Consider the following 20,450-nt stretch of genomic DNA (forward strand, 5'->3'; position numbering starts at 1 on the left):
TTCAAACCTCCTCGTGGCAATTCTTGTCCACATTCACAATCCGGCCCTCACGCATCGCTATGATTTCATCCGCAAGCGATTCCATTTGCTGGCGATCATGGCAGGTCAGCACAATCAGCTTTCCCTTTTGGCGCAGTTCACGCAAAAGGTCACGTATTTCTTTTATTCCCGACTCATCCAACGCATTAAATGGCTCGTCCAACAGAATCAGATCAGGTGATTCAACGATAGCGGCTGCGATTCCAAGGCGCTGCTTCATGCCGAGAGAATATTTGCGGAAGGGCCTTTTGTCGGATGGGTTCAGTCCGACACGACGCAACGTATCGCCAATCTGCGCTTGCGAAACAAGTCGTTTGATATCACAGAGAAGAGAAAGATTTTTTGCGCCAGTGAATTCATCGATAAAGATTGGGTTCTCCAGCAAAAGGCCAATGCTTCGCGGGAATGAGATACCCTTACCAATGATTTCTCCATCGATTGACACGGTGCCCATTGTGGGAAGCACAAGGCCACAGATCACGCGCATAAGCATGGTTTTGCCACTTCCATTGATTCCTTGAATCCCGTAAATCCGTCCCCCGTTTTCGCCGGAAGCACAGGAAAAACAGGCATTGATATCATCCAGAACAACATTGCCCTGAATCACCTTGGTAAGATGGTTGATTTCAACTTTCATTGCGGCCTCCTTTGAAGTCCGGGAAACAAGTCAAGTTGTAAAAACAGGAACATACCGATGAAGCATACGATTCCGGCAAATATAAGGTAGAAAAGCAAGCCTGCCCTTTCGTCGAATCCAGCGGGAGACATGGCTCTACAGCGAATCAGCATGGCATAGCAGAGAAAAGGAGATGGAAACTCAGTGAATGAGACGGCCACAAGGCAACTTATGGCAAACACCTGTCCCCAGACAAAAGAGCAAAAGATGCAAAGGCAAAAGGCAAGAAGCGAGATTGCCAACGCAAAACCGAAAGGCAAAAGGCAGGTCAAAGCATCGCAAGGCAATACATCATGCGGCAAAATGGTAAAGCAAGACAAACCATTTGTAAAAAAGCAGAATACGCATACAGAGCAAAAGCCGACTGCAAAGTAAAGCAGATTCCACACGGTTAGCGCAAGACATTTGCTGAACCACCACAAGGCTCTGCTCTTTGCCCGCAGCAGAACATGAATGCCTGCCCCGCTGGCGTCCCGAATCGGATATAAGAGAGCAGTGTAAATACAAAAGTACATGAGTGTAAACCATGTAAGTGGAACCTGAAACACTTCTGTTCTGGCATCCGTAAACGGATAGCAGCCCCGAAATATCTGCATATAATATTGAATGGTAGTATATTTGCCGTAGCTATCGGGCTTTTGCATATCCGCAATCATGCAGCCAATCAAAAACAGCGCTGCTTCCGCGATCAGGAAGAAACGATTCGTTCGGATATAGTTCTTGATATCCCGCAGGAGCAATCGAATAAAACTGTTCTTCACTTTAAAAAGTCCTTTCTGGTAACGGCAAAGTGCAGAAACAGAGATTCAAGAAACAGAATACAGATGCCTGAGAGAAAATAGCGCCAAACTGTATTTTCGGCAATTCGATTCACGGAGAAAGAAACGCTCTTTTGCAGCCTGTATAGTTTCGGTGTAACAGGAAACGAACACATCCACAAAGCCAAAAGGCAGACGCCCCATGAGAGTATGCTTCCGAGCTGGTGCGATTCGCAGGAAAGATTGATTGACAGGAAAAGAATCGATACCAGCAAGACTGTGAGCCAGATCGTCATAGCCTGCCAGACAATCAAGGAGCCTGTTTTGACAGGGGTTATTAACGTTTGGCCCGTCATATAGGCATAGTAGCTTGCTCCGCTTTCCCATGTACAAGGTTTGCTACCTCGAAACAGCAGAGCACCCAATGCAATGGACGGGATCGAAACCGCCATCACCGCTCTGAACGCAATGAAAAGGAGCGCAGCAAGGAGATTGCGGGCAAGCCGTGATCTATTATCTAACGCACAAATGACAAAGGGCTGCTCTAAAATGAACTTCAGTTGGTGTACAAGGCCAAGCGTCGGGGGAATCAGCAGCATTAAAAGGAAGCTCGGTTGAACGCCTGTCATCATAGTGTCGGCAAAGCACAGCTCCACACCCTGTTTATGCCATTTATGCAACCAGAAAAGTGCATTGCCGGTTGCAAGCGCAACGCACAAAAGCGAATAAACCAGCAATCGCTTTCTATAAGTTACCCAAAATTGCCGATAAATTGTCAAAGCACATCACTCTTATTCCGCTTCAAGAAATACATGGTCATGCTGCCGATGGGGACAGCTAAGAAGTAAATTGCAATCGTAACCCATTTCACATTGACCGCAGGCTGGAAGGGCAACAGAATTGCAAACAACGAGACCGAATCCATCTGAAGCCAGTTGCAGATAAAATACAGGAGCAGGTAGAGCAAGAAAGGAAACAGCGCAGGCTGCAGAGGATTTCTTGTAGCTACCGATACTGCCAGGGCAATGATTTCCCATGCGCCAACCAATAAAGCATCCATTATAATATAGATGACGGTGTACTGCAGCGGCTTATGATAAAACAGATGCGCCATCAGGCTGCGATTGCTGATTCCGTAAAGGTTGGTAAGCGCTTCCGGCCGGACAAGCGGCAAATATAAGGCGGTGCCTGCAAAGTCGAAGAACAAGATTGTCGCTGTCAAAAAGGCGGAGGCAATAAAAATCGTCAGAGCCTTGGCAAACAGATAGGTGGATTTTTTTCGGCGCACAAAAATCTGCATCACATAGCCCGTGTTAAAGTCCCATGATACAGTATCCGAAAACGGAAAGGCACAAAGGAACGGAAGAAGCATATACAAAAGGGTAGGCCAGACAGTGGAGGAGTCCATCCCGATCCAATGCCCGTATGCAGAGTGAGGAGTAAGAAAAAAATCTCCTTGCCAACTCGACAGCCACTGGGTCAAGGGAAGAACCCCGAATATGATATGGAGAAGGGAAATGACGATGCCTGTCAGCAGAGAGAGATACAGCCGCTTGCTTCCAAAACAGCGCTTCAGCTCAAAACATAGAATGCTTTTCATGGTCACATATCCGTTTCTGTGTGCATGGCAGGAGCATTAGGCTAACGCCAGCCACTCTTCGTTCATCACATTGTCGGCGGTCTTGACTTCGGTCACCGCATTACCGCCGAGGTTTGCCCTCAGATATAAGTCACTCAACTCGATTTCCGCTCTCACATAGTAAAGGACCGTGCAAGTGCGTGTCTCCCCCGGGGCCAACATGAGCTGGAACTGGTTCTTTTCACCGGAAGCAACCGCGGGCAAGTCAGATGTGACAGCCTCGCTGCAAGTCGTTTCTGTTGCGATGGAACCGTCAACACAGCATCGAATGGACAGGTTGTTCAGATAAGCCTCGGCCTCTGCGCTGCCGGAATTTGTCAGATTCACCGTAACAGTCAGATATTCATAGTTTTCGTTCTTCTCACCGAAGGTGTCTATCCCCTCCTGTAACTTATCCTGCGGAATCTGAGCCGCAGCCTCCCCCTTTTCAGCGCCCGCCACAGAGATAGTTACCTGTTGGTCACCGAAGTAATCGCACGTCAGGCTTTCGCCCCTTGCTTTCAGATTTTCGGAGGCTATCGTGTAAAATGCATAGTCTGTCAGGGTGTCGCTTGCGATGCCGTCCAGCAGAGTCGGATATTTCTGCGCCCAGGGGAAATCGGAAAGGTTTCGGCGGTTGCCCTCTACGTCGGTCACAAAAACCTGCGGCAAGGACGCAACCGTTTCATTGGAACCGTTTTGTTCATTCGTCTCCGAATTGGAGGCGTCGGTGGTCTGTTGCTGGATAGTGCTTTCTGCATCCGAACCCCCGACTGCCTGCGATGCGCTGTCTGAGGAGGTCTGGCACCCGGTGAGCAGTGCAGACATTGACAGCGAAACAAGAATCACGGCAAAGGGACGAAGCGCTTTCTTTGAAACTCTCATATTGGTTCCTCCGTTCTGGTGTGAATTGAGTCAGGGTAGTGCAACATTTATATAATAACAGACTAAATATAGCTGTAGCACGCCGCAGCCAAAGCCGTTGACCTCTTGGCGCAAGAGTTCAGTGCGATTTGTTTTCTCTAATAGCCAGTTCGTGTATTGGCTTATTGCAGTGAATCGTTGAAAGTGCAAAAAGTGATTCGATATCGCAAAGCCAATACACGAACTGGGACACTCAGAGATAAAACAAGGAATTTATAATACTACTATCTCATCATACGGAATCCGGACTCCATTGGCCCCACGCGCTAAATTCATATCCATAATTGGGCGCTGCATAGATGGCCGCATATGGATAACTCGGCGAGCCATCGTGCACCCAGTTGCGCATCCGATATACGCCTACATTAGAGATAGAATATGTATATCCATGAGAGCAATCGTGGGCAGTGGTGGAATAATTATTATCTGCTCCAACCACATGAGCGGTAAAGGCGTGTTGTACGCCTTTTACCGACATATAGACGTTGGTATCATCGGTCTTTGAGCGCCATTCCGTCCTTTGGGGCAAGCCACCGCTAAATTTGAAGGTGAAGTCAGTGTCGGCAGAATTGGATGCAAAGGCTGCCGTAGCCGCCATAAGCGCTACAATGCAGGCCACAGCAAAAGAAAGAAAAGATTTTCTTGACGTAGTCATAAGAGTTCCCCCATTTTAAAAGCAACTTGTATCGGGTTTGTTTCGGGGCGGATATATTCAGCATCTGCGCGCCGATGCTGGGAACCTTTGCTGTGCCCCCAAAATACCACAGCGTTTCACCGAAATCTACAAAACCTGCGCAAGTGACAGAAAATCGTGCGTGAACGCAAAAGCGTGTCTGCCCCCACCGGAGGCAGACACGCCGAGCAGCCAATGCTTTTAACGATAAAATTCCTGATACAGCCGCCGCAGAATATCCAGCTTTCGGTCACTGAAAGCTGCACCGTGGCTAGTAGGTGCTGCAAACTCCTGCGCCAGATCGGTCAACAGCTGCACGCGGTTCTCGCTCATCTTTTGCAGCGGAAGGGTGCGGCTCTTTTCACCGTACAGCAGATAATCCAACGAAACATGAAGCGCTTCCGCCAGTGCTGCCGCGTTTTCCAGCGTCGGCACGGCAGTATCGTTTTCATACGAACCGATGGTCGAGGCTGATTTGCCAATTTTCTCGCCCAACTGCTTTTGCGACAGGTGTGCGTCCCTACGCAATTTACAGATGCGCTTGCCCATATCAAACATACCAAACGGCCCCCTTCCACTACCTTATAGTGTACCGTTTGACACGCCGATATATCTGTTATATAATCAGAAAAACAACAGTAATTCTGCGATTTTAGGCAAGATACTTGACAACAAGGGGGGCAAAAGATTATGTTTGCAGCAGATGCCCGCAAGCACACGCCGGGCAAAAATGCCGAAAAGGAGAATTTTTCCATGCGCATACTGGTTTGCGATGACGACGCAGCCTTTGCCGGTCAGTTGGCGGAAAAGATAGAGGCCATCGTAAAGCCGCAAATGCCGCGCTCCACGGTGGATTGCGCCACAGATGCAGCGCAGTTGCGTGCTTTGCCGCTGGCAAAATACGATCTGGCTTTTTTGGATATTGATATGGGCCCGCTGAACGGCGTTGATCTGGCCCGTCGCCTGCATGAGCTGCGCCCCGATATGCTGCTGATTTTTGTGACGAACTACGTCGAATACAGCCTGCAGGGGTACGAGGTGCAGGCGTTTCGCTATCTGCTGAAAGCCGAGATGCCGCAAAAGCTGGAGCGTTATGTGCAGCAGGCCCTTACCGCATACCGCAAGACCCGCGATACGGTTCGCATATTTTGCGATGGCGAGGATGTCGAGCTGCAGCCGCAGCAGATCTTGTACGCCGAGATGTCGGCCCGCAAGGTATGCCTGCACCTGCAGGGGGGCGACCGGGCCTTGTTGTACACGACCGCTACCATGGCCGATTTGGCTGACCTACTGGAAAACCACGGCTTCGTGCGCACACACAAAAGCGTTTTGGTCAATATGGAGCACATCCGCGATCTGCAAAGCACGCGACTGTATCTGCGCGACGGAACCGAGCTGCCGGTCAGTTCGCACACAGCCAGTGCCGTGCGGAAAATCTATACGCAGTGGAGGAGCGCGAAAAAATGGGTTATTGGTTAGGGATCGTTTTCAGCTGCTTGGACGTGCTGTGCGTGGCCGTTTTTTGCGATGCGTTTCTTGAAAGAAAAACAAGAGGCTTACGCTTTGTAGTGGGGGCGCTGCTCTGCGGAGTATTGTCTTATATCGCTACGATTTTCGTTTCGCATATTTCGGAAGAATCGCCGATAACGCTTTTAAAATTTGCCGCACTTATTACGGTTTACTTCGTTTTTGCATCCTTGCTTTATACCGGGAAATTCTGGTTGCGGCTGCTGGTGGTTGTTTTGGCGTATGCAATTTCCACCTTGCTGGAATTTTGCGTTCTTTATTCTCTGCTGGCATTGCTTCATATTCGTTATGATGAATATGTGGCGAATATGAAGCTCTATCTTGCAAGCGCAGCTATAACATATAGTCTCAAATTCTTACTTTCTTCTGGAATCAAAAAGATTCACAAGCCGATGGTGGCAAGTTCCGCCAGCATCAAATGGGCACCCCTGACAATTGGATTTCCACTTATTTCTCTGGTTGGTATATCAATTTGCTATTATTTATCCATGAACGGCAAAATAGCAGCCGCATTTGTACTTTTTTCAAGTGGAATTCTGCTGGCAACCAATGCCGTGATTCTGATTTTGATAGATTTGACAGAAAAAAACAACCTCGCGCAGGAGCAGCAAAAAACGCTTAACGAGCAGCTGCGCTCCCAGCGTGCCAACATTGATGCCTTGAGCAGCGCCTACGCCACACAGCGCAAAATGACGCACGATTTTCGGCATCACATCGCGGCCCTTTCCGGGATGCTGCAGGGAGGCGAGACACAACAGGCACAGGACTATCTTGCCGCTTTGCAGGAGCAGCAGACTGAGCGTGCCCTGATGGTCAACACCCACAACTCGGCCATCGACGCCGTGCTGAACCAAAAGGGCTATGCCGCTCAGAAGCAGCATATCGATATTCAGTTTGAAGTCAACGACCTGTCGCCCTTGCAAATCGAACTGATTGACTGCACAGTCGTGCTGGGCAACCTGCTGGACAACGCCATCGAAGCCTGCCTAAAGCTGGAGGAAGCAAAGCGCCGCATTGAGGTCAGCGTTTTGCGGGACGAAGCCTACGCGGACGGCGATGCGAAGCTGTATGTCTCGATTATCAACACCAGCCTGCCGGTCCACATCGAAAAGGACTGTATTGCCACAACGAAATTGGAACCGCATCTGCACGGCTTTGGTCTGCCCTGTGCCAAAGAGCTGCTGCGCCGCAACAACGCCTTTTACACGATGGATTATCATGACGGTGCGTTCCAATTCTGCTTTGAATGGCCCGATGTGGCCTGCAATTCTTGCGTTCACGCATGAGTTTCTGTCACTTGCGCAGGATTCTTGGCACTTTAGCCTGGTTTGCGGTAGGATAAGGGCGAAAGATGACAAGGAGATGCCGATGGAACAGATTGCAAAAAAGCTGACGCAATACTTTCTGGCGCACGGTCTTATCAAAGAGGACGACGTCGAGGTGTGCCAATACGCGCTGTACCGACATATTTCCCGCGCCGTGGGCCTGATTGCTCTGACACTGCTTGGTGGGCTGATTACGGATTTCGGTTTGGCTTTTTGCTTTACCGTTTCGTTTCTTTTCCTCCGTGAGCGCACCGGCGGCTACCATGCCAAAACAGAATGGCAGTGCGCATTATACTCTGCCGCCATGATTTTTGCAACGATGTTCGCTTTACCGATTTTTGCGGAGGAGCCCAACAATTATTGGGCAATTATGATTGCCTCCTCTGCCCTGATATGGGTTTCGTCACCTGCCGATAATAAGCAGATGCACCTTTCCCGTGCGGAAAGCAAGGCGATGGCAAAGCGCGCACGTTTGCGGCTATTGCTTCTGGACGCTGTTTCGCTTGCCCTGTTGGGCGTCCATGGCCACCTTTTCGCCAGCTCCATTGCGTTGGCGGAACTTTCGGTCGCAGTTTCCCTTATGATGGCCACAGCCGGTTTTGGCATACAATAAATCTTTATAAATCAGGAGGAATCCACCCATGAAAGAAACCATGAAGCAACATTTGCACGCAGCAGAACGGAAAACCATTCAAAGCATGATCCGCCGCGAATACGATGGTTGGCCGCCCCAAAGCGCTGCGTTTTTTTACCAGCCCCACCGACCGGAGAAAAAGCCCGCGGCAGCCCAGCCTAAGACCCCCAGCAAGTAACCCCATCTTAGCAGCTGCGCCATCGCCTCCACGTTTCCGAACACAAAATGAGCCTTGACCTTGGCAAAAGCGGCAGCTATATGCGCAGTATTTCAATCGGCAAGGCATTGCCCTCAATGCACGAATTTCTGCGCATCTGTGAATACCTCGGCGTAACCCCGCAGGAATTCTTTACCGGTGCCGGGGATGAAACCGACCGTATCAACATTTTTAACCGACTGCAAGACCTCGATGACGGTGACATACAGAAATTGCAGACATTCCTTGGTTGGATGGAAGAAAAGTAAATCCGCTTTCTGCCCGACAAGTTTTTGCTTGCCGGGCTTTTTCTTTTTGTGGAACATATTTAGTTGAAAGGCGTATTGCATGGCAGATGTGCTTGACGCTCCGGTAAGCGGAGCCATGCCGTATTAAGGTAGAAACCCCGTCAAGCGCTACTGCGTCCTTTCAAAAGTCCCTTCGCCGCGTAGTTTTTCTTGTATTATTCGTATGCCAGATGGTTTTTATAACCATCTGGCGTATTTTTTTGCTTCTTTTTTGCTTTGGCGGCAGAGGACTGCCGTTTTCTGCCCGCGCCCCTCCGAGTTTTGAGGTCTATTCAATGAAACTCAAAATTCAGGAGGTTTACAATGGCAAAGAAAAATATTGCCGATAAGTATTGGATTTACGGCGAGGATGCAGAATTAGCCGCGCGCCTTACAAGCTATTTGACAAGAGTGGTATACAATCAGCGAGCAAATTATATCCGCGCACTAATGAAGATTAAGGAACATGAGTGCTCGATTGAAGATTGTGATTCGGATATTGAATCTCAATCCATGCGCTCAGGTAATTCATTGGAGGAAAGTATTGAAGCCAAGCTAATGTGGGAAGCTATTCGAAAATATTTGCCCAAACTGGAACTGAAAGAGTGCGAGGTTATGATAGCCTTGTACATTGACCGTCTTTCCGTTACGGCTACGGCTGCTAAGTTGAGAGTTGATGCCAGTACGGTCAGGCGCCGCCGTGACAGCGCCTGTGACAAAATTCGCAAAGCAATGGAGGAAAAATAAAATGGGAATGTTCAAAAACACCCTTTTGCTGGCCCAGCAGGGTAATGAAAAGGCAATGGAGAAATTGCTTAATCGCTACGATCCTCTGCTGAAAAAGTGCAGCATTATACAAGGACATTTCGATGAAGATTTATATCAGTCCTTGATTCTTGAATTTGTGCGGCTGTATCCGCATTCAAAATTTAACTAAAAAAGTGGCTGTCGCAATTCAGTGCGGCGGCCACTTCCTCTTTTAGGCTGATTCCATATCGTTATTATCTGTCCACAGTTCACACTGGGTCATAACTGTTTGCACGGCATCGTCCATCCCTTCCGGCGGGTAGCGGTGCCTTTTGAGCAAACACTTTATCATCATACTATATTTAGCTTTATTATAGCAAAATTTGATAGCTTTTGGGGGCTTATAGTAAAAATTATAAAATTTTTTTGATTTTTTTGCACGATTTGGCTTTTAATTGCGATGATATATATAGAGGGACAAAAAAGACCCTCTCCCCTTGAGGACCTTGAAAGCAAAATATCCGAATCACCGGCTACATACAACTGACCTTGCCGCAACCCAAGGAGCGTTTCGGCAGGTGCGTCCCGGTTTTGACGCGAGGATACCGCCGTAACGGCGGTGGAGCGCCCCCAGAGGCGGGAGAGGTGGCGTGGAACACATACCTCAAGCGAAGGGTCAGCAATCATGATACGCACCGTGGCGATGCTCTCAAGGCGTCGGCGGTACTGCCAACAATGTGGTACAGGAAGCGGGAGCTGTTTCCAGCAGCCGGGTCGGTGGTTCGCCCTCGTATGTCCGGGAAGTAGTGTCGAATAGGACGTACAATTTGATTTCAGATTATGGCGGTCACTTGTTTTCCACAAGTGGCCGCTATGCTTGTGGAATCAAATATGATACACATGAAGGAGGAAAATCTATGGAAATGAATTCTGTTATGGCTACGGAAATTGTAGCCGCAGAAGTGGAGCACATTGTGCTGCCGCAAATCGTCAGCATTAAGCAAGCCAGCCGAATGTTGGGGCTGCCGCCGTATTACCTGCGGCGGCTTTGCAAAGAGGTTCCCGGCGTGGCATTTCAGTCCGGCATCAAGTGGTACATCAACTTGGGGAAACTAGTTGATTACTACAACAATTCGGGCAGAAATGCCGCTGGGTAAGAGCACAAAAGGGCCGCAATGTCAAGGGTGTCGTGCGTTCTGACGACAGCCTACCGCTTTTATGGCAAACGCTGTATAGTGTGGCTTGTCAGAAAAATCAGCCAAGGAGGAATAGAAAATGGCATCCATCGAACTGCGTACCCCAAAGAATAAACCTGCCTACTACAAAATCACAGCAAGTATCACACTCAATGGTCAGACCATACGCAAATTTTCCCGCTTTGATTTTGACCCTAAAACACTAAGAACCGCAAAGCAGCGCGTAGCGGCAGCCACGGCAGCAGCATTTGAATTTGAAGCAAAAGCACAGGAAGAAGCCGAGCGCAGCCTCAGCGGTGCCAATAAGCCATTCCAAGAAGTAGCCGAGGAATACATTGCTTCGGCAAAAGCCAAGCTGGAGCCTGCAGCGCTGCTGCGCGGCAACTATGACTCAGATAAAAACAAGGCAAATACAACGCTCAACAAAGTTGGCTATCTGAAGAAAATCGTAAGCGTAGCGCCATGGTTTGCCAAAAAGTCCGTGTCCGAAATCACAAGAGAGGACTGCGCAAGAGTTATTGAGGAAATTAAAGAAAAAGGCTGTTTGCGCAGTGAATATGCTTTTATCCTGCCAGAGTATGCTGCAATGAAAAACAAATCCTTTACTAAAATGGTAGTTGGCTATGACATTTCTGCTTATACCGCCATGAAGTGCTTCAGCGGCGCGGCAGTCACGCGAAAAACGGCAGAAGTGGTTTCCAATATTCTCGGTGTTTCTGTACGCGATGCGTTCCGTTTTGAGCGCGACGAGAGACCCCTGTCTAAAAAGACAATTCGGGAATATGTGCTCTTCGCCAATCAAGTGCTGCACTTTGCAAATGAGCGCTATCACTCGGTGCAAGCCGAATTCAAGATGCCGGCGAAAGGAGCACGCCCCAGATTTGTAGATTGTATACATGAGGACGAAGTACGCAAACTCATGTCAGAAATTGAAAAATGCTCTATGCCGGAGCAAGCCATTGTATTATCCCTTCTGAATACGGGTGTGCGTCGTGCTGAATTGGCTGGACTGACATGGAGTGATTTCGATTTCAAGGAATGTACCGTTCATGTCAACAAAAGCCTTTTGGTTTTTAGGGATTTCGGCTATCAGCACACAGCCACCAAAGAAAGCAATGACCGTTATATTGATGTAGCCCCAGAGTACATGGAATTTATGCAGCAATACAAAGAGTGGTGGTACACAAAAAAGAGGTTGATGGGGGCCAGTTGGCAACGAGACATGGTAAAAAGCAAAGAGAGCAAGCGTGAATCACTGATGCGACTGGCCGGAGAAGAATTTGTCATCATTGACGATTTCGGTTGGCCTCGCAACCCGGATGGTTACAATGCGCTGGTAAAGCGTGTAGCAAAGAAAGCCGGTCTCAAGGATATTCACCCACACATGTTTCGCCATACCTTTGTCAGCCTGCTCATGTCGAATCCTGACATCGGTGTTGCAACGGTTGCCGCTGAAGCAGGTCACGCCCAGCCGAGCACGACTTTAATGATCTACACCCAGCAATACAAAAAACGCCGGGAGTCGATACGCAATCAGTTGAGCCGTGAATTGTACGAAAAATAAAGAATCGCAGCTGTGTTATCTTAAAAAAATAACATAGCTGCGTTCTTTTTATGGGCCGTGAGGGATTCGAACCCCCACTGAACCGGTTATGAGAAAGCATCGCTGGCAATAATTCTAGAATCGCCGTAAAATTTTGTTGGTATTCTACAAATAAGAGCAACTGATTTTAGATAATGTGTAGTAATTTTCGCAGCGTTTCTCAACCAGAATGGCTGTCCGTAGATGAGTTGGTAGATGGGTTCAATGGAAAGAAAATAGGAATTCACTGAGAGAATCCTAAGCTAATTGTTGCTGGTTGAAAATATAGATGTAATGGCTATTCTATGCGCTCAATGCTGAATAGTCTTTTGCTATACGTACTGGTATCTTCAACAGAAATTCTGCAGTTTAACCATTTTAATTTTTTCTCAAGGTACTGCTGGATTCTATACATTATCATAGCCTTATTTCTTGTTTGTGATCCAAAATCGCCTTCCAAGAGAAGCACCACATATAATGGCTTGCTCCTCTGAGCAATGCGGCAATCTTCCAAAGCCTCCACATATGGAATGAGTTCTTCGGCCTTTGTTATACGCTTCTCCCTATAGGTCTGCGCACCCAATAAACAGGAAATTGTCATAGCAACTTTATGAGAGACTTCAATATCTAAACTGTCTCTGTCTGATTTATCGGTACTTGATGGAATGGAGTCTCTCTTTTCATTGTTCGGGGCTATCCTCCAGCGGTTCTCAGCTTCTCTGCCAAGACAATCCTTTACCTCAAGAAAAAGTAAGAAATCATTGGAATCGCAAATGAAATCCACACCTTTAGCTCCGGGCATAGGGTTAAAAGATTTACGATAAAAGAATGTGTCATCAAATTTAATCGCATAATCCGACGAAAAAGTAAAACGTAAGTTTCCTTCAGTTAATATCATATATCAAATCTTGCTCCCGGTTATATAGCGCATCAAATTCTTCCATAATGGAATTATGGGTTAAATCATTGATATCCTTCGCTTTTTCCATCATGATTTTACCATCACTATCATGGTACAGGGAAACGAACTGAACATCTACGGGTTTTCCATGAGGATATTTAGCGATAAGATTTAAGCTTTGCATTGTGAAATAGTCATGCGTTGTAACAAAGATCTGTACACCTGCTCGTGAAAGAGCACCAAGAGCCTGAGCAATAGGTTCAACCATTTTAGGATTCATATTTGTTTCGGGTTCATCCCAAAATAGAACGGATCCCTTACTGAGACTTCCAGATTGAATCAAATAAACAATAGTTGCCAGCTTTTTATAACCTTCCGAAACCAGCCCCATTTCAAAAGAGCCTTTTCCCTCTACGTTAAGATAGAACTTCTTGTCTCGTTGAACAATATTCCCTTTTATGCTGTCTTCAAATTTTGAAAGCACTTCGTTTTGTTCGCTTGTATTTGCCCCTTTTTTCAAAGGCTTGTCAAGAAGCTTTGTTAAATCATAATACATCTCTTCGAAATCAATATGATACTCTTCATACAAACTTTGAAAGTGCTCCGTCGCAGAAATCATTTCTTTGGGAGGAAGGTACACAGGATCGATAGGCTTAACTTTTCCCGACGAATGAATGGAAATATCTGCATGATTTGAGCTTCGACTACCGAAAGAGACTGAGATGCAGTCTCCTTCTAGCATACTAACTTGAGCCGTTAGATTTTTTGAAGAGCCTTGCCTACGACTTGCTAGCCGCCCTATTTTACCCCCATCGGGACGAAAGACACCGACCATTTTACGAACAATCATCTCTTCTTGCTGCGGTTGAGTAGACTTTGAAAAGTCTTTTCGTCCATATGGTTTTACCAAAGAATATAACGCCTTTAAGAGCGTAGTCTTTCCAGTGCTGTTTTCGCCTATTATTACATTAATTCCTGACGACCATTCGACATCGATAGAGTCAAAAATCATGAAATTCTGCAAAACCAACTGCTTGATTTTCATAAATAGTTCCTCTCCCAAATGGAATCTTAGGGTTCGCTTAATAATCTTAGTAACAATCTACTATTGGAAATAAAGAAAAACATTACACAGAGACTTGTGAATCAAAAAGAAGTGCCAACAAGTATACGCAGACGGATACATAATATTGTATTGATTATAACCGCTTTTCTCTAAAATAGCAAATGCAATTCTTTTAATTGTCTAACATGAGTCCCATAAAAACAAGAAAAGTGAGATTAAAAGTTATGAAGAGGGTGTTGACTATGTGTGCATAGCCCACACCTGCGTAGCAAGCTCCGCTTCACTGTGTACAAAACGATACGGCGCGTATTTACCATAAGCTGTCGGGCGGCTGATGGTCACAAACTGGATTCTGCTGCCGTTGACAGCGTTATCCAATGCATACTTGAAGTCCGCCAGATGTTGGCCGTGAGTGGTTTTCAGTGCAATGCAGCCGTGGACATCACATTTTTTAGCAATTAAATAGCACATTTATCAGAATCAAATAAAAAAGTACAGTTGTCTTTGGTAAAGCGCACATTCTGTGACGCGTAAAATTGTTAAAGTCAAAATGGCAACGGATAAAGATATTCCTCTTTTATCTCTTTTGAAAGATTTGAATATTCGCTTGAAGGAGCAAACAAACAATTCTGTAAAGACGCATACAATGTATATTCTTTAGGATTGTCATAGGAAGTCCATGCACTTGCATAGACTAAATTATTGTCTATGAAAAATTCCAGACATTTTCCGTATGCAAGCGAAAGAATAGCATCCATACCGTTTCTGTTTTCCCATTGCTCAATATCTGCTATCTGGCTGGCTTCCATCCATCGAGCGCCTAAATGACTCACCTTATTATCTTGAAGGTACGCAACGAACAGCTTCTGTGTAGAATCTAGGCTGTTTTGTTTCCACAGGTTCTTGAACGTGATGGCTGCAAGCTTTTGATGCTTTTTGATATAAGGGTGTAACCGTGTGACGAATAATATTGTATTTGAAGTGAGTTTCCGAAATACATCCATTGATAATTCAAATATAGAAGCATTCTCATCTGAAGTTTTTCCAAGCCCATTGGACGAAAGCAAATCAAACGCATTTTCAATATTTACGCCAAAAATTTCATTTTGAGTCAACCAATCCGAGATGGATTGGAAAGAGGCTTTACGAACTTCCTTCTTCGCAATATAGTATAGGATGATTCTTTCATCGTCAGTGGTTACGCGAGACAAAAGGTCCGTTGATGATGGCGTGGGATTGTTTTGCGGGAGGGTTGGCACAGGATGGGTAGTACGACTACTCAGATAATTAGAATAGCTGTGTTTGAGTTTTAAACTTTCTGAAACGAAGAAACTAGTCTTTACATAGGAAAGTCCCAGACTTTCTTGAATTGTGTCGTAGATATAAGAAATATCTGCGTCAGAATCAAGACTCCGCAATTTGTATTCATTCCCTAGAAAGCCTCGCATATTTGTTGAATCAATTTCCGGAAGTGTAATGGGAATAACAGGAATATTGTCAAGAAACCAAAGAATTCCTGCTTCATTAAGGCAGTAGGCACTCTCGTAGTAATCGCCAGACAAAATTGCAATATTAACCGCACTGCTTTTCAGCGCCTCCTTAACCTCCTTCGAAATGCACTGATCAATATCGTTTCCGGGCAGAGATGAACAAAATACAGCGTCTTTTGGCACGCCAACTCCACATAAAAAGGTCGTCAGAATTTCTGCAACAGTTTTATCGGTGGAACGATGACTTATAAAAACCAATGGACGACTTTGGGGGTTAGATATTAAATCTTGCATATGCTGTGATTCCTCGTCTTTAAATTGGGGGCTTAGTCAGCTTTCGATTAAAATGATTTATACTATAAAATAAAGTATAGCATCTCTTTTGGAATTTGAAAAGTTCTTTGCACTAGTTTTAACTAGACATTTTTCATATAGAAAATAATCGGGCTGGTCGAAAGCCCCTGGTCCACCGAACAGTGGGGAATTTCCCCTCTATTTTTATTTCTGTGACTGGCAAAGAAAATTCCGGCGAGGGAGACTTATTCTCCCCCGCCGTTTATTATAGATTCCCGAAAGATTTTGAAATGAAAGAAGGTATTTCCCATGAGCATCATTATCGGCATCGACCACGGCTACTACGCCATCAAAACAGCCCACTGTTCATTCCCGGCTGGGTTGACAAGCTATGGAGAACACGAACCCTACACCCGCCAAGGACTCTTAGAGTTTGGCGGGTGCTTTTTTGTTTGTGGCTCCGGAAGGCAGCCTATCCAGCGGGACAAGACCGTAAACGACAACTACTACCTGCTGACGCTGGCAGCGATTGCAAAAGAAATCCGGCAGCGCGGCTTGCAGCCCGAATGCTCGGTGCGCATTGCGGCGGGGCTGCCGCTGACCAGCTTTGGGCGCGACAAACCCAAGTTCAAAGATTATCTGCTACGAAGCAACCAGCCTGTGAACTACAAGTTCGAGGGTGTGGAGTACAGCATCACTATCGAAGAAGTTGCCATCTTCCCCCAAGGCTACGCCGCCCTTATGACCGAAACCGGGCTATTGCAGGACGAACCCTCCATGCTCCTCATGGATCTTGGCGGCTGGACAGTGGATCTCATGCGCATCGACAACGCCATCCCTGCGGCTGACACTGCGCACAGCTTGGAACTCGGCATGATCCGCTGCGTGGATGACATTCGGGAACAGGTGCGGCGCGAAACCGGGCTGTCCCTAACGGATGCCCAAATCGAGAACATGCTGGCGGGTCAGCCCTGCACGGTCAGCGATACGGTGCGCGACATCGTGAACAAACAAGGTCGCAAGTACACAGAGCATCTTCTGTCTGCCACTATGGAAGCGGGCTTTGATTTGCACGCCATCCCCGCCGTGTTGTTGGGCGGCGGCGCATCGGTGGTGAGCCGCCACCTCAGCCCCAAGGACGGCCTTTGTAAGACGATTTTTCTGCTGGACGACAAGGTGAACGCGGTCGGATTCGAGCGTGCGTTGACCGCCGTGTCGCGCCGTAAAAGCGAGGCATGAAACGCCCGCAGTACGTTTTCCGTCCGAACCTCAACGACCCGCAGCACCGCCGCGCATGGGAGCTGCTGCAGCAGATGCCGTCAGCCCGCCGCAAGGAGTTTCTGGTGCAGAGTATCCTTGCGGCAGAACAGACGGATAGGCTGGAGAAAAGCATCCGCAAGGTGGTGCGCGAGGAATTGCAGGTAGTCACTTTGACGGGGGCAATTCCTCGCACCCGAGCAACAGATATAATTCCGCCTTCCGCAATCAACTTTTTAGCTTCACTTTAAGGTGGTGATTACCATGTGGTAATAAACATAAAATCATAAATTGTTGGTTATGGGCATAATTGCCGAGTTATGCATCTCATTATCGTTGGTTTTCGTGAATAGCTTTGTCATCGCACTTGTGATATGCTTGCTTTGCAATCGAAAAACAACTTATCAATGACAAAAAGCGGTTGCAAATTCAGCTTAAGAACAGGAGAATGTAAAATGAACGAATGTATGCTTGATCGTCAGACGGCGGGTTGCGTTGTAGAAAAAATTGTCCTGCCACAAATTGTCAGCATCAAACAGGCAAGTGAAATCATGAAGCTTCCGCCTTACTATCTTCGCCGAGTATGTCGTGAAAATCCGGACATCGCATTCCAGTCCGGGGTGAAGTGGTACATCAATCTTGGAAAACTGGCCGCTTACTATAACAACAAACTAGGTGCATAAAAGGAGAAAGCTGAAATGAGCAAATTGACCGTAACCATCCCGGATGACCTGCACCAGAAAATCCGTGAAGAACTGGAACGACAGGGCATCACCACATCGCAGTTCATTGAACAGACCGTAACCACATTTTTTGAGAAACCGAAGGGAGTCAGCAACATGGCAACACGCACGTTAGCATTTCAGGTATCCGAGGAACTTCTCCAGCGCATCAAGACCTTTCTTGCAAGGTACGAGCAAATCTATCACCGCAAACTGAGCCAGAAAGAGTTTCTGGTACATCTCATTGAAAGAGAATTGGATGAAGCGGAAAAGGACTACGAAAGAATTACGACCGAGCAAGCTGCGGAGGAAAACGCTGATGTCGACTCCGGCGAACCAGATGGCACCGAAATGGAGGTAGATGCGCAATACTGAAAATCACATACTTAACCAGCAAGGGCAGCCAGCATTGGTTGCCTCTTTTTTCGTTATCGAATCGGTGATTCGATTTATAGATATGTTCTCCGGCATCGGCGGTTTCCGCGAAGGACTGACCCGTGCCGGAGGCTTTGCATGTGTAGGTCACTGCGAAATCGACAAATACGCCAACCGCAGTTACAACGCCCTGTTTGACACGAAGGGAGAGTGGTTCATTGAAGATGCCCGAAAAGCCGACCCCAGCACCATGCCGGACTTCCAGCTGCTCTGCGGCGGATTTCCTTGCCAGACTTTCAGCATTGCAGGATCTCGAAAAGGATTCGGAGATCCACGCGGCACTCTCTTCTTTGAACTGGCCCGCCTGGCTGAAGCCCGGAAGCCTCCGTATTTGCTTTTTGAGAACGTGGTGGGTCTCATCAATCATGACCACTGCAGGACGTTTGCGACAATCCTCAACACGCTGGACCGACTGGGGTATGGTGTGGAATGGCAATGTCTTAACAGCAAAGATTTCGGCGTCCCCCAGTCAAGAAACCGCGTGTACATTGTCGGATATCTTGATGAGCGATGTAGAGGAAAAGTATTTCCTTTCACCGAAACAGCAGGAAGTTCTCTTATTCAAACCCACGGTGGCCACCAAGGGGAGCGCGTCTACTCCCCCGAAGGACTGAGCTGCACGCTAGCGTCCACTCCGGGCGGGTTCGGCGGAAAAACCGGGTTGTATGAGGTGAGCGTACCAATCAAGTGCGCCACCAAGACCGGCTACCAGTTGGCACAGGTCGGTGACAGCATCGACCTGAGTTACGCCACAGTCAACAGTCGGCGCGGGCGGGTTGGTAAAGAGATTGCGCATACACTTACAACGGGCTGCCAACAAGGCACTGTTGAAGTTCGCCCGGTCAAAAATCCCATCAAGTCCGACCTCGCCCGCAACACCGAACGCACCGGTAAGCCTGGCGCACCCATGCATACACTTACCACAAAAGACCGTCACGGTGTTCTGTACGAGGGTCGCATCCGCCGCCTGACACCGCGCGAATGTCTGCGGCTGCAGGGTTGGGCAGATGACCGCATCGACACGGTGCTTGCCATTCAAAGCGATAATCAAGCCTACAAGCAGGCAGGCAACGGTGTAACAGTCAACGTGGTAGAGGCCATCGGGCGGAGAATTGCAGCCATGGACGCAGAACTGCGGGGTGAGGCGCTTGCCCCTTGATTTCCGTGACCAGTATTTTGGCTGTGAAATCGAACTGACCGGGATAAACCGCGCCACGGCAGCCCAAACGCTGGCCGACCTGTTTGGCACCCGCGCCGAACATTCCGGCGGTGGCTACGATGCCTACCGGGTCAAAGATTTGGACGGCAAAGAATGGAAAATCGTCCGGGACGGCAGCATCCATCCCGAATGCCGCAGGCGGTCTGTTCTTATCGGAGAAACCTACAAGGTTGAACTGAACTCCCCCAAACTCGAATACGGCGAGATGGAAAAGCTGCAGGAGGTTGTCCGTTCCTTACGCCGCGCAGGGGGCATCGTAAACGACAGCTGCGGAATGCACGTCCATGTGGACGCAAGCAAGCACACGCCGCACAGCCTCAAAAATGTGCTGTCCATTATGTACTCAAAAGAGGACATTCTATTTGCAGCCTTGAAAGTCAACCCTGCCCGCATCGACAGCTACTGTCAGGCGGTGGATGAGCCGATTCTGGAAGAAATCCGCAAGCTGCCCAGCGGCGCGAGTATGGATCAGCTGAAAGACCGCTGGTATCGCGGGCGGGACGGCAGCGACTATCACTACCACCAGAGCCGGTATCATGCCTTAAATCTCCATTCCGTGTTCTACCATGGCACAGTCGAGTGGCGGCTGTTTAACTCCACGTTGCACGCAGGCGAAGTCAAAGCCAACATCATTCTGGCTATGGCAATCTCGGCGCAGGGCATCAACCAGAAGTACACGCAGTTCCGAAAAACGCCCATCGGGGATAATCCGGCGTTCACTTTCCGCACCTTTCTGCTGCGGCTGGGGCTGATCGGTCCGGAGTACAAAAATGTTCGGATGCACCTGCTGAAAAATCTGCCCGGTGACAAGGCGTGGCGGCACGACAAGTCGCTGTATCCCAGCAATCAACCACGGCTTCATACAGATGAGGTCAGATAAGGAG

Annotated in this window: 26 protein-coding genes; 15 read left to right on the top strand and 11 right to left on the bottom strand. The window is 47.8% G+C overall.

Annotated features, from left to right (window positions below; genetic code table 11):
- Position 1: 1 nt before the first annotated feature.
- From OGM67_08730 to OGM67_08760, 7 genes are all read right to left on the bottom strand, one after another.
- Positions 2 to 676, bottom strand: a complete 675-nt coding sequence (locus OGM67_08730) for an ATP-binding cassette domain-containing protein (GenBank protein UYJ33672.1) — start codon at positions 674 to 676, stop codon at positions 2 to 4.
- Entirely contained in the window at positions 673 to 1,476 is an 804-nt protein-coding gene (locus OGM67_08735) for a hypothetical protein (protein ID UYJ33673.1), read from the bottom strand. Before OGM67_08735 ends, OGM67_08730 begins: the two co-directional genes overlap by 4 nt.
- On the bottom strand, positions 1,473 to 2,252 hold the full coding sequence (locus tag OGM67_08740) for a hypothetical protein (GenBank protein ID UYJ33674.1): 780 nt from the start codon (positions 2,250 to 2,252) through the stop codon (positions 1,473 to 1,475). The genes OGM67_08735 and OGM67_08740 overlap by 4 nt, the downstream gene beginning before the upstream one ends.
- Positions 2,249 to 3,073: a hypothetical protein gene (locus OGM67_08745; GenBank protein ID UYJ33675.1), complete on the bottom strand. Its 825-nt coding sequence runs from the start codon at positions 3,071 to 3,073 to the stop codon at positions 2,249 to 2,251. Before OGM67_08745 ends, OGM67_08740 begins: the two co-directional genes overlap by 4 nt.
- A gap of 36 nt (positions 3,074 to 3,109) precedes the next feature.
- Positions 3,110 to 3,976 carry a hypothetical protein gene (locus OGM67_08750; protein UYJ33676.1) on the bottom strand — a complete coding sequence of 289 codons (867 nt, stop codon included), beginning with the start codon at positions 3,974 to 3,976 and terminating at the stop codon, positions 3,110 to 3,112.
- A gap of 271 nt (positions 3,977 to 4,247) precedes the next feature.
- Complete coding sequence (locus OGM67_08755) at positions 4,248 to 4,670, bottom strand: hypothetical protein (protein UYJ33677.1); 423 nt, start codon at positions 4,668 to 4,670, stop codon at positions 4,248 to 4,250.
- Positions 4,671 to 4,889: 219 nt separating this feature from the next.
- Positions 4,890 to 5,246, bottom strand: coding sequence for a helix-turn-helix domain-containing protein (locus OGM67_08760; protein ID UYJ33678.1), 357 nt, complete (start codon positions 5,244 to 5,246; stop codon positions 4,890 to 4,892).
- A gap of 132 nt (positions 5,247 to 5,378) precedes the next feature.
- Between OGM67_08760 and OGM67_08765 the strand changes: the two genes are divergently transcribed.
- From OGM67_08765 to OGM67_08805, 9 genes are all read left to right on the top strand, one after another.
- Positions 5,379 to 6,167, top strand: coding sequence for a LytTR family DNA-binding domain-containing protein (locus OGM67_08765; protein UYJ33679.1), 789 nt, complete (start codon positions 5,379 to 5,381; stop codon positions 6,165 to 6,167).
- Positions 6,152 to 7,501, top strand: a complete 1,350-nt coding sequence (locus OGM67_08770) for a GHKL domain-containing protein (GenBank protein ID UYJ33680.1) — start codon at positions 6,152 to 6,154, stop codon at positions 7,499 to 7,501. The genes OGM67_08765 and OGM67_08770 overlap by 16 nt, the downstream gene beginning before the upstream one ends.
- A gap of 82 nt (positions 7,502 to 7,583) precedes the next feature.
- Entirely contained in the window at positions 7,584 to 8,153 is a 570-nt protein-coding gene (locus OGM67_08775; protein UYJ33681.1) for an accessory gene regulator B family protein, read from the top strand.
- A 28-nt stretch (positions 8,154 to 8,181) separates the two neighbouring features.
- Positions 8,182 to 8,352, top strand: coding sequence for a hypothetical protein (locus tag OGM67_08780; protein ID UYJ33682.1), 171 nt, complete (start codon positions 8,182 to 8,184; stop codon positions 8,350 to 8,352).
- 47 nt (positions 8,353 to 8,399) lie between these two features.
- Complete coding sequence (locus OGM67_08785; GenBank protein ID UYJ33683.1) at positions 8,400 to 8,639, top strand: helix-turn-helix domain-containing protein; 240 nt, start codon at positions 8,400 to 8,402, stop codon at positions 8,637 to 8,639.
- A 342-nt stretch (positions 8,640 to 8,981) separates the two neighbouring features.
- Positions 8,982 to 9,404 carry a hypothetical protein gene (locus tag OGM67_08790; GenBank protein UYJ33684.1) on the top strand — a complete coding sequence of 141 codons (423 nt, stop codon included), beginning with the start codon at positions 8,982 to 8,984 and terminating at the stop codon, positions 9,402 to 9,404.
- A 1-nt stretch (position 9,405) separates the two neighbouring features.
- Positions 9,406 to 9,594: a helix-turn-helix domain-containing protein gene (locus tag OGM67_08795; GenBank protein ID UYJ33685.1), complete on the top strand. Its 189-nt coding sequence runs from the start codon at positions 9,406 to 9,408 to the stop codon at positions 9,592 to 9,594.
- A 727-nt stretch (positions 9,595 to 10,321) separates the two neighbouring features.
- Complete coding sequence (locus OGM67_08800; protein ID UYJ33686.1) at positions 10,322 to 10,561, top strand: hypothetical protein; 240 nt, start codon at positions 10,322 to 10,324, stop codon at positions 10,559 to 10,561.
- 118 nt (positions 10,562 to 10,679) lie between these two features.
- The gene (locus OGM67_08805; protein ID UYJ33687.1) at positions 10,680 to 12,164 is read left to right on the top strand and encodes a site-specific integrase; all 1,485 of its coding nucleotides are present in this window, start codon (positions 10,680 to 10,682) and stop codon (positions 12,162 to 12,164) included.
- Between the two features lie 316 nt (positions 12,165 to 12,480).
- Here OGM67_08805 and OGM67_08810 read toward each other — a convergent pair whose 3' ends face one another.
- The 4 genes from OGM67_08810 to OGM67_08825 form a co-directional block, all read right to left on the bottom strand.
- A complete protein-coding gene (locus tag OGM67_08810; protein ID UYJ33688.1) occupies positions 12,481 to 13,080 on the bottom strand; it encodes a hypothetical protein in 600 nt (199 codons plus the stop codon).
- Positions 13,067 to 14,128, bottom strand: a complete 1,062-nt coding sequence (locus OGM67_08815) for an AAA family ATPase (GenBank protein UYJ33689.1) — start codon at positions 14,126 to 14,128, stop codon at positions 13,067 to 13,069. Before OGM67_08815 ends, OGM67_08810 begins: the two co-directional genes overlap by 14 nt.
- Before the next feature lie 261 nt (positions 14,129 to 14,389).
- The gene (locus OGM67_08820; GenBank protein ID UYJ33690.1) at positions 14,390 to 14,620 is read right to left on the bottom strand and encodes a hypothetical protein; all 231 of its coding nucleotides are present in this window, start codon (positions 14,618 to 14,620) and stop codon (positions 14,390 to 14,392) included.
- 74 nt (positions 14,621 to 14,694) lie between these two features.
- Positions 14,695 to 15,933: a toll/interleukin-1 receptor domain-containing protein gene (locus OGM67_08825; protein UYJ33691.1), complete on the bottom strand. Its 1,239-nt coding sequence runs from the start codon at positions 15,931 to 15,933 to the stop codon at positions 14,695 to 14,697.
- Positions 15,934 to 16,242: 309 nt separating this feature from the next.
- On the opposite strand from OGM67_08825, the gene OGM67_08830 reads away from it, so the two are divergent.
- The 6 genes from OGM67_08830 to OGM67_08855 all read left to right on the top strand — a co-directional run bounded on the left by OGM67_08830 (position 16,243) and on the right by OGM67_08855 (position 20,446).
- Complete coding sequence (locus OGM67_08830) at positions 16,243 to 17,172, top strand: ParM/StbA family protein (GenBank protein UYJ33692.1); 930 nt, start codon at positions 16,243 to 16,245, stop codon at positions 17,170 to 17,172.
- Positions 17,169 to 17,441, top strand: a complete 273-nt coding sequence (locus OGM67_08835) for a plasmid segregation centromere-binding protein ParR (GenBank protein UYJ33693.1) — start codon at positions 17,169 to 17,171, stop codon at positions 17,439 to 17,441. Before OGM67_08830 ends, OGM67_08835 begins: the two co-directional genes overlap by 4 nt.
- A gap of 204 nt (positions 17,442 to 17,645) precedes the next feature.
- Positions 17,646 to 17,873 carry a hypothetical protein gene (locus OGM67_08840; GenBank protein ID UYJ33694.1) on the top strand — a complete coding sequence of 76 codons (228 nt, stop codon included), beginning with the start codon at positions 17,646 to 17,648 and terminating at the stop codon, positions 17,871 to 17,873.
- Between the two features lie 15 nt (positions 17,874 to 17,888).
- Positions 17,889 to 18,287: a hypothetical protein gene (locus tag OGM67_08845; protein ID UYJ33695.1), complete on the top strand. Its 399-nt coding sequence runs from the start codon at positions 17,889 to 17,891 to the stop codon at positions 18,285 to 18,287.
- Positions 18,274 to 19,506: a DNA (cytosine-5-)-methyltransferase gene (dcm, locus tag OGM67_08850; protein ID UYJ33696.1), complete on the top strand. Its 1,233-nt coding sequence runs from the start codon at positions 18,274 to 18,276 to the stop codon at positions 19,504 to 19,506. The genes OGM67_08845 and dcm overlap by 14 nt, the downstream gene beginning before the upstream one ends.
- A complete protein-coding gene (locus OGM67_08855) occupies positions 19,496 to 20,446 on the top strand; it encodes an amidoligase family protein (protein ID UYJ33697.1) in 951 nt (316 codons plus the stop codon). The genes dcm and OGM67_08855 overlap by 11 nt, the downstream gene beginning before the upstream one ends.
- The last annotated feature ends 4 nt before the right edge of the window (positions 20,447 to 20,450 follow it).

The sequence above is a fragment of the Oscillospiraceae bacterium genome, from assembly GCA_025757985.1.
Lineage (GTDB): Bacteria > Bacillota > Clostridia > Oscillospirales > Ruminococcaceae > Gemmiger.

Excerpts from the sequence above, each read along its gene's own strand:
- OGM67_08775 (UYJ33681.1), top strand. The coding sequence starts at position 7,584 with ATGGAACAGATTGCAAAAAAGCTGACGCAATACTTTCTGGCGCACGGT.
- OGM67_08755 (UYJ33677.1), bottom strand. The coding sequence starts at position 4,670 with ATGACTACGTCAAGAAAATCTTTTCTTTCTTTTGCTGTGGCCTGCATT.
- OGM67_08830 (UYJ33692.1), top strand. The coding sequence starts at position 16,243 with ATGAGCATCATTATCGGCATCGACCACGGCTACTACGCCATCAAAACA.
- OGM67_08765 (UYJ33679.1), top strand. The coding sequence starts at position 5,379 with ATGTTTGCAGCAGATGCCCGCAAGCACACGCCGGGCAAAAATGCCGAA.
- OGM67_08845 (UYJ33695.1), top strand. The coding sequence starts at position 17,889 with ATGAGCAAATTGACCGTAACCATCCCGGATGACCTGCACCAGAAAATC.
- OGM67_08790 (UYJ33684.1), top strand. The coding sequence starts at position 8,982 with ATGGCAAAGAAAAATATTGCCGATAAGTATTGGATTTACGGCGAGGAT.
- OGM67_08785 (UYJ33683.1), top strand. The coding sequence starts at position 8,400 with ATGAGCCTTGACCTTGGCAAAAGCGGCAGCTATATGCGCAGTATTTCA.
- OGM67_08825 (UYJ33691.1), bottom strand. The coding sequence starts at position 15,933 with ATGCAAGATTTAATATCTAACCCCCAAAGTCGTCCATTGGTTTTTATA.
- OGM67_08780 (UYJ33682.1), top strand. The coding sequence starts at position 8,182 with ATGAAAGAAACCATGAAGCAACATTTGCACGCAGCAGAACGGAAAACC.
- OGM67_08760 (UYJ33678.1), bottom strand. The coding sequence starts at position 5,246 with ATGTTTGATATGGGCAAGCGCATCTGTAAATTGCGTAGGGACGCACAC.
- OGM67_08795 (UYJ33685.1), top strand. The coding sequence starts at position 9,406 with ATGGGAATGTTCAAAAACACCCTTTTGCTGGCCCAGCAGGGTAATGAA.
- OGM67_08770 (UYJ33680.1), top strand. The coding sequence starts at position 6,152 with ATGGGTTATTGGTTAGGGATCGTTTTCAGCTGCTTGGACGTGCTGTGC.
- dcm (UYJ33696.1), top strand. The coding sequence starts at position 18,274 with ATGCGCAATACTGAAAATCACATACTTAACCAGCAAGGGCAGCCAGCA.
- OGM67_08730 (UYJ33672.1), bottom strand. The coding sequence starts at position 676 with ATGAAAGTTGAAATCAACCATCTTACCAAGGTGATTCAGGGCAATGTT.
- OGM67_08800 (UYJ33686.1), top strand. The coding sequence starts at position 10,322 with ATGGAAATGAATTCTGTTATGGCTACGGAAATTGTAGCCGCAGAAGTG.
- OGM67_08750 (UYJ33676.1), bottom strand. The coding sequence starts at position 3,976 with ATGAGAGTTTCAAAGAAAGCGCTTCGTCCCTTTGCCGTGATTCTTGTT.
- OGM67_08745 (UYJ33675.1), bottom strand. The coding sequence starts at position 3,073 with ATGAAAAGCATTCTATGTTTTGAGCTGAAGCGCTGTTTTGGAAGCAAG.
- OGM67_08840 (UYJ33694.1), top strand. The coding sequence starts at position 17,646 with ATGAACGAATGTATGCTTGATCGTCAGACGGCGGGTTGCGTTGTAGAA.
- OGM67_08835 (UYJ33693.1), top strand. The coding sequence starts at position 17,169 with ATGAAACGCCCGCAGTACGTTTTCCGTCCGAACCTCAACGACCCGCAG.
- OGM67_08820 (UYJ33690.1), bottom strand. The coding sequence starts at position 14,620 with ATGTGCTATTTAATTGCTAAAAAATGTGATGTCCACGGCTGCATTGCA.
- OGM67_08815 (UYJ33689.1), bottom strand. The coding sequence starts at position 14,128 with ATGAAAATCAAGCAGTTGGTTTTGCAGAATTTCATGATTTTTGACTCT.
- OGM67_08810 (UYJ33688.1), bottom strand. The coding sequence starts at position 13,080 with ATGATATTAACTGAAGGAAACTTACGTTTTACTTTTTCGTCGGATTAT.
- OGM67_08805 (UYJ33687.1), top strand. The coding sequence starts at position 10,680 with ATGGCATCCATCGAACTGCGTACCCCAAAGAATAAACCTGCCTACTAC.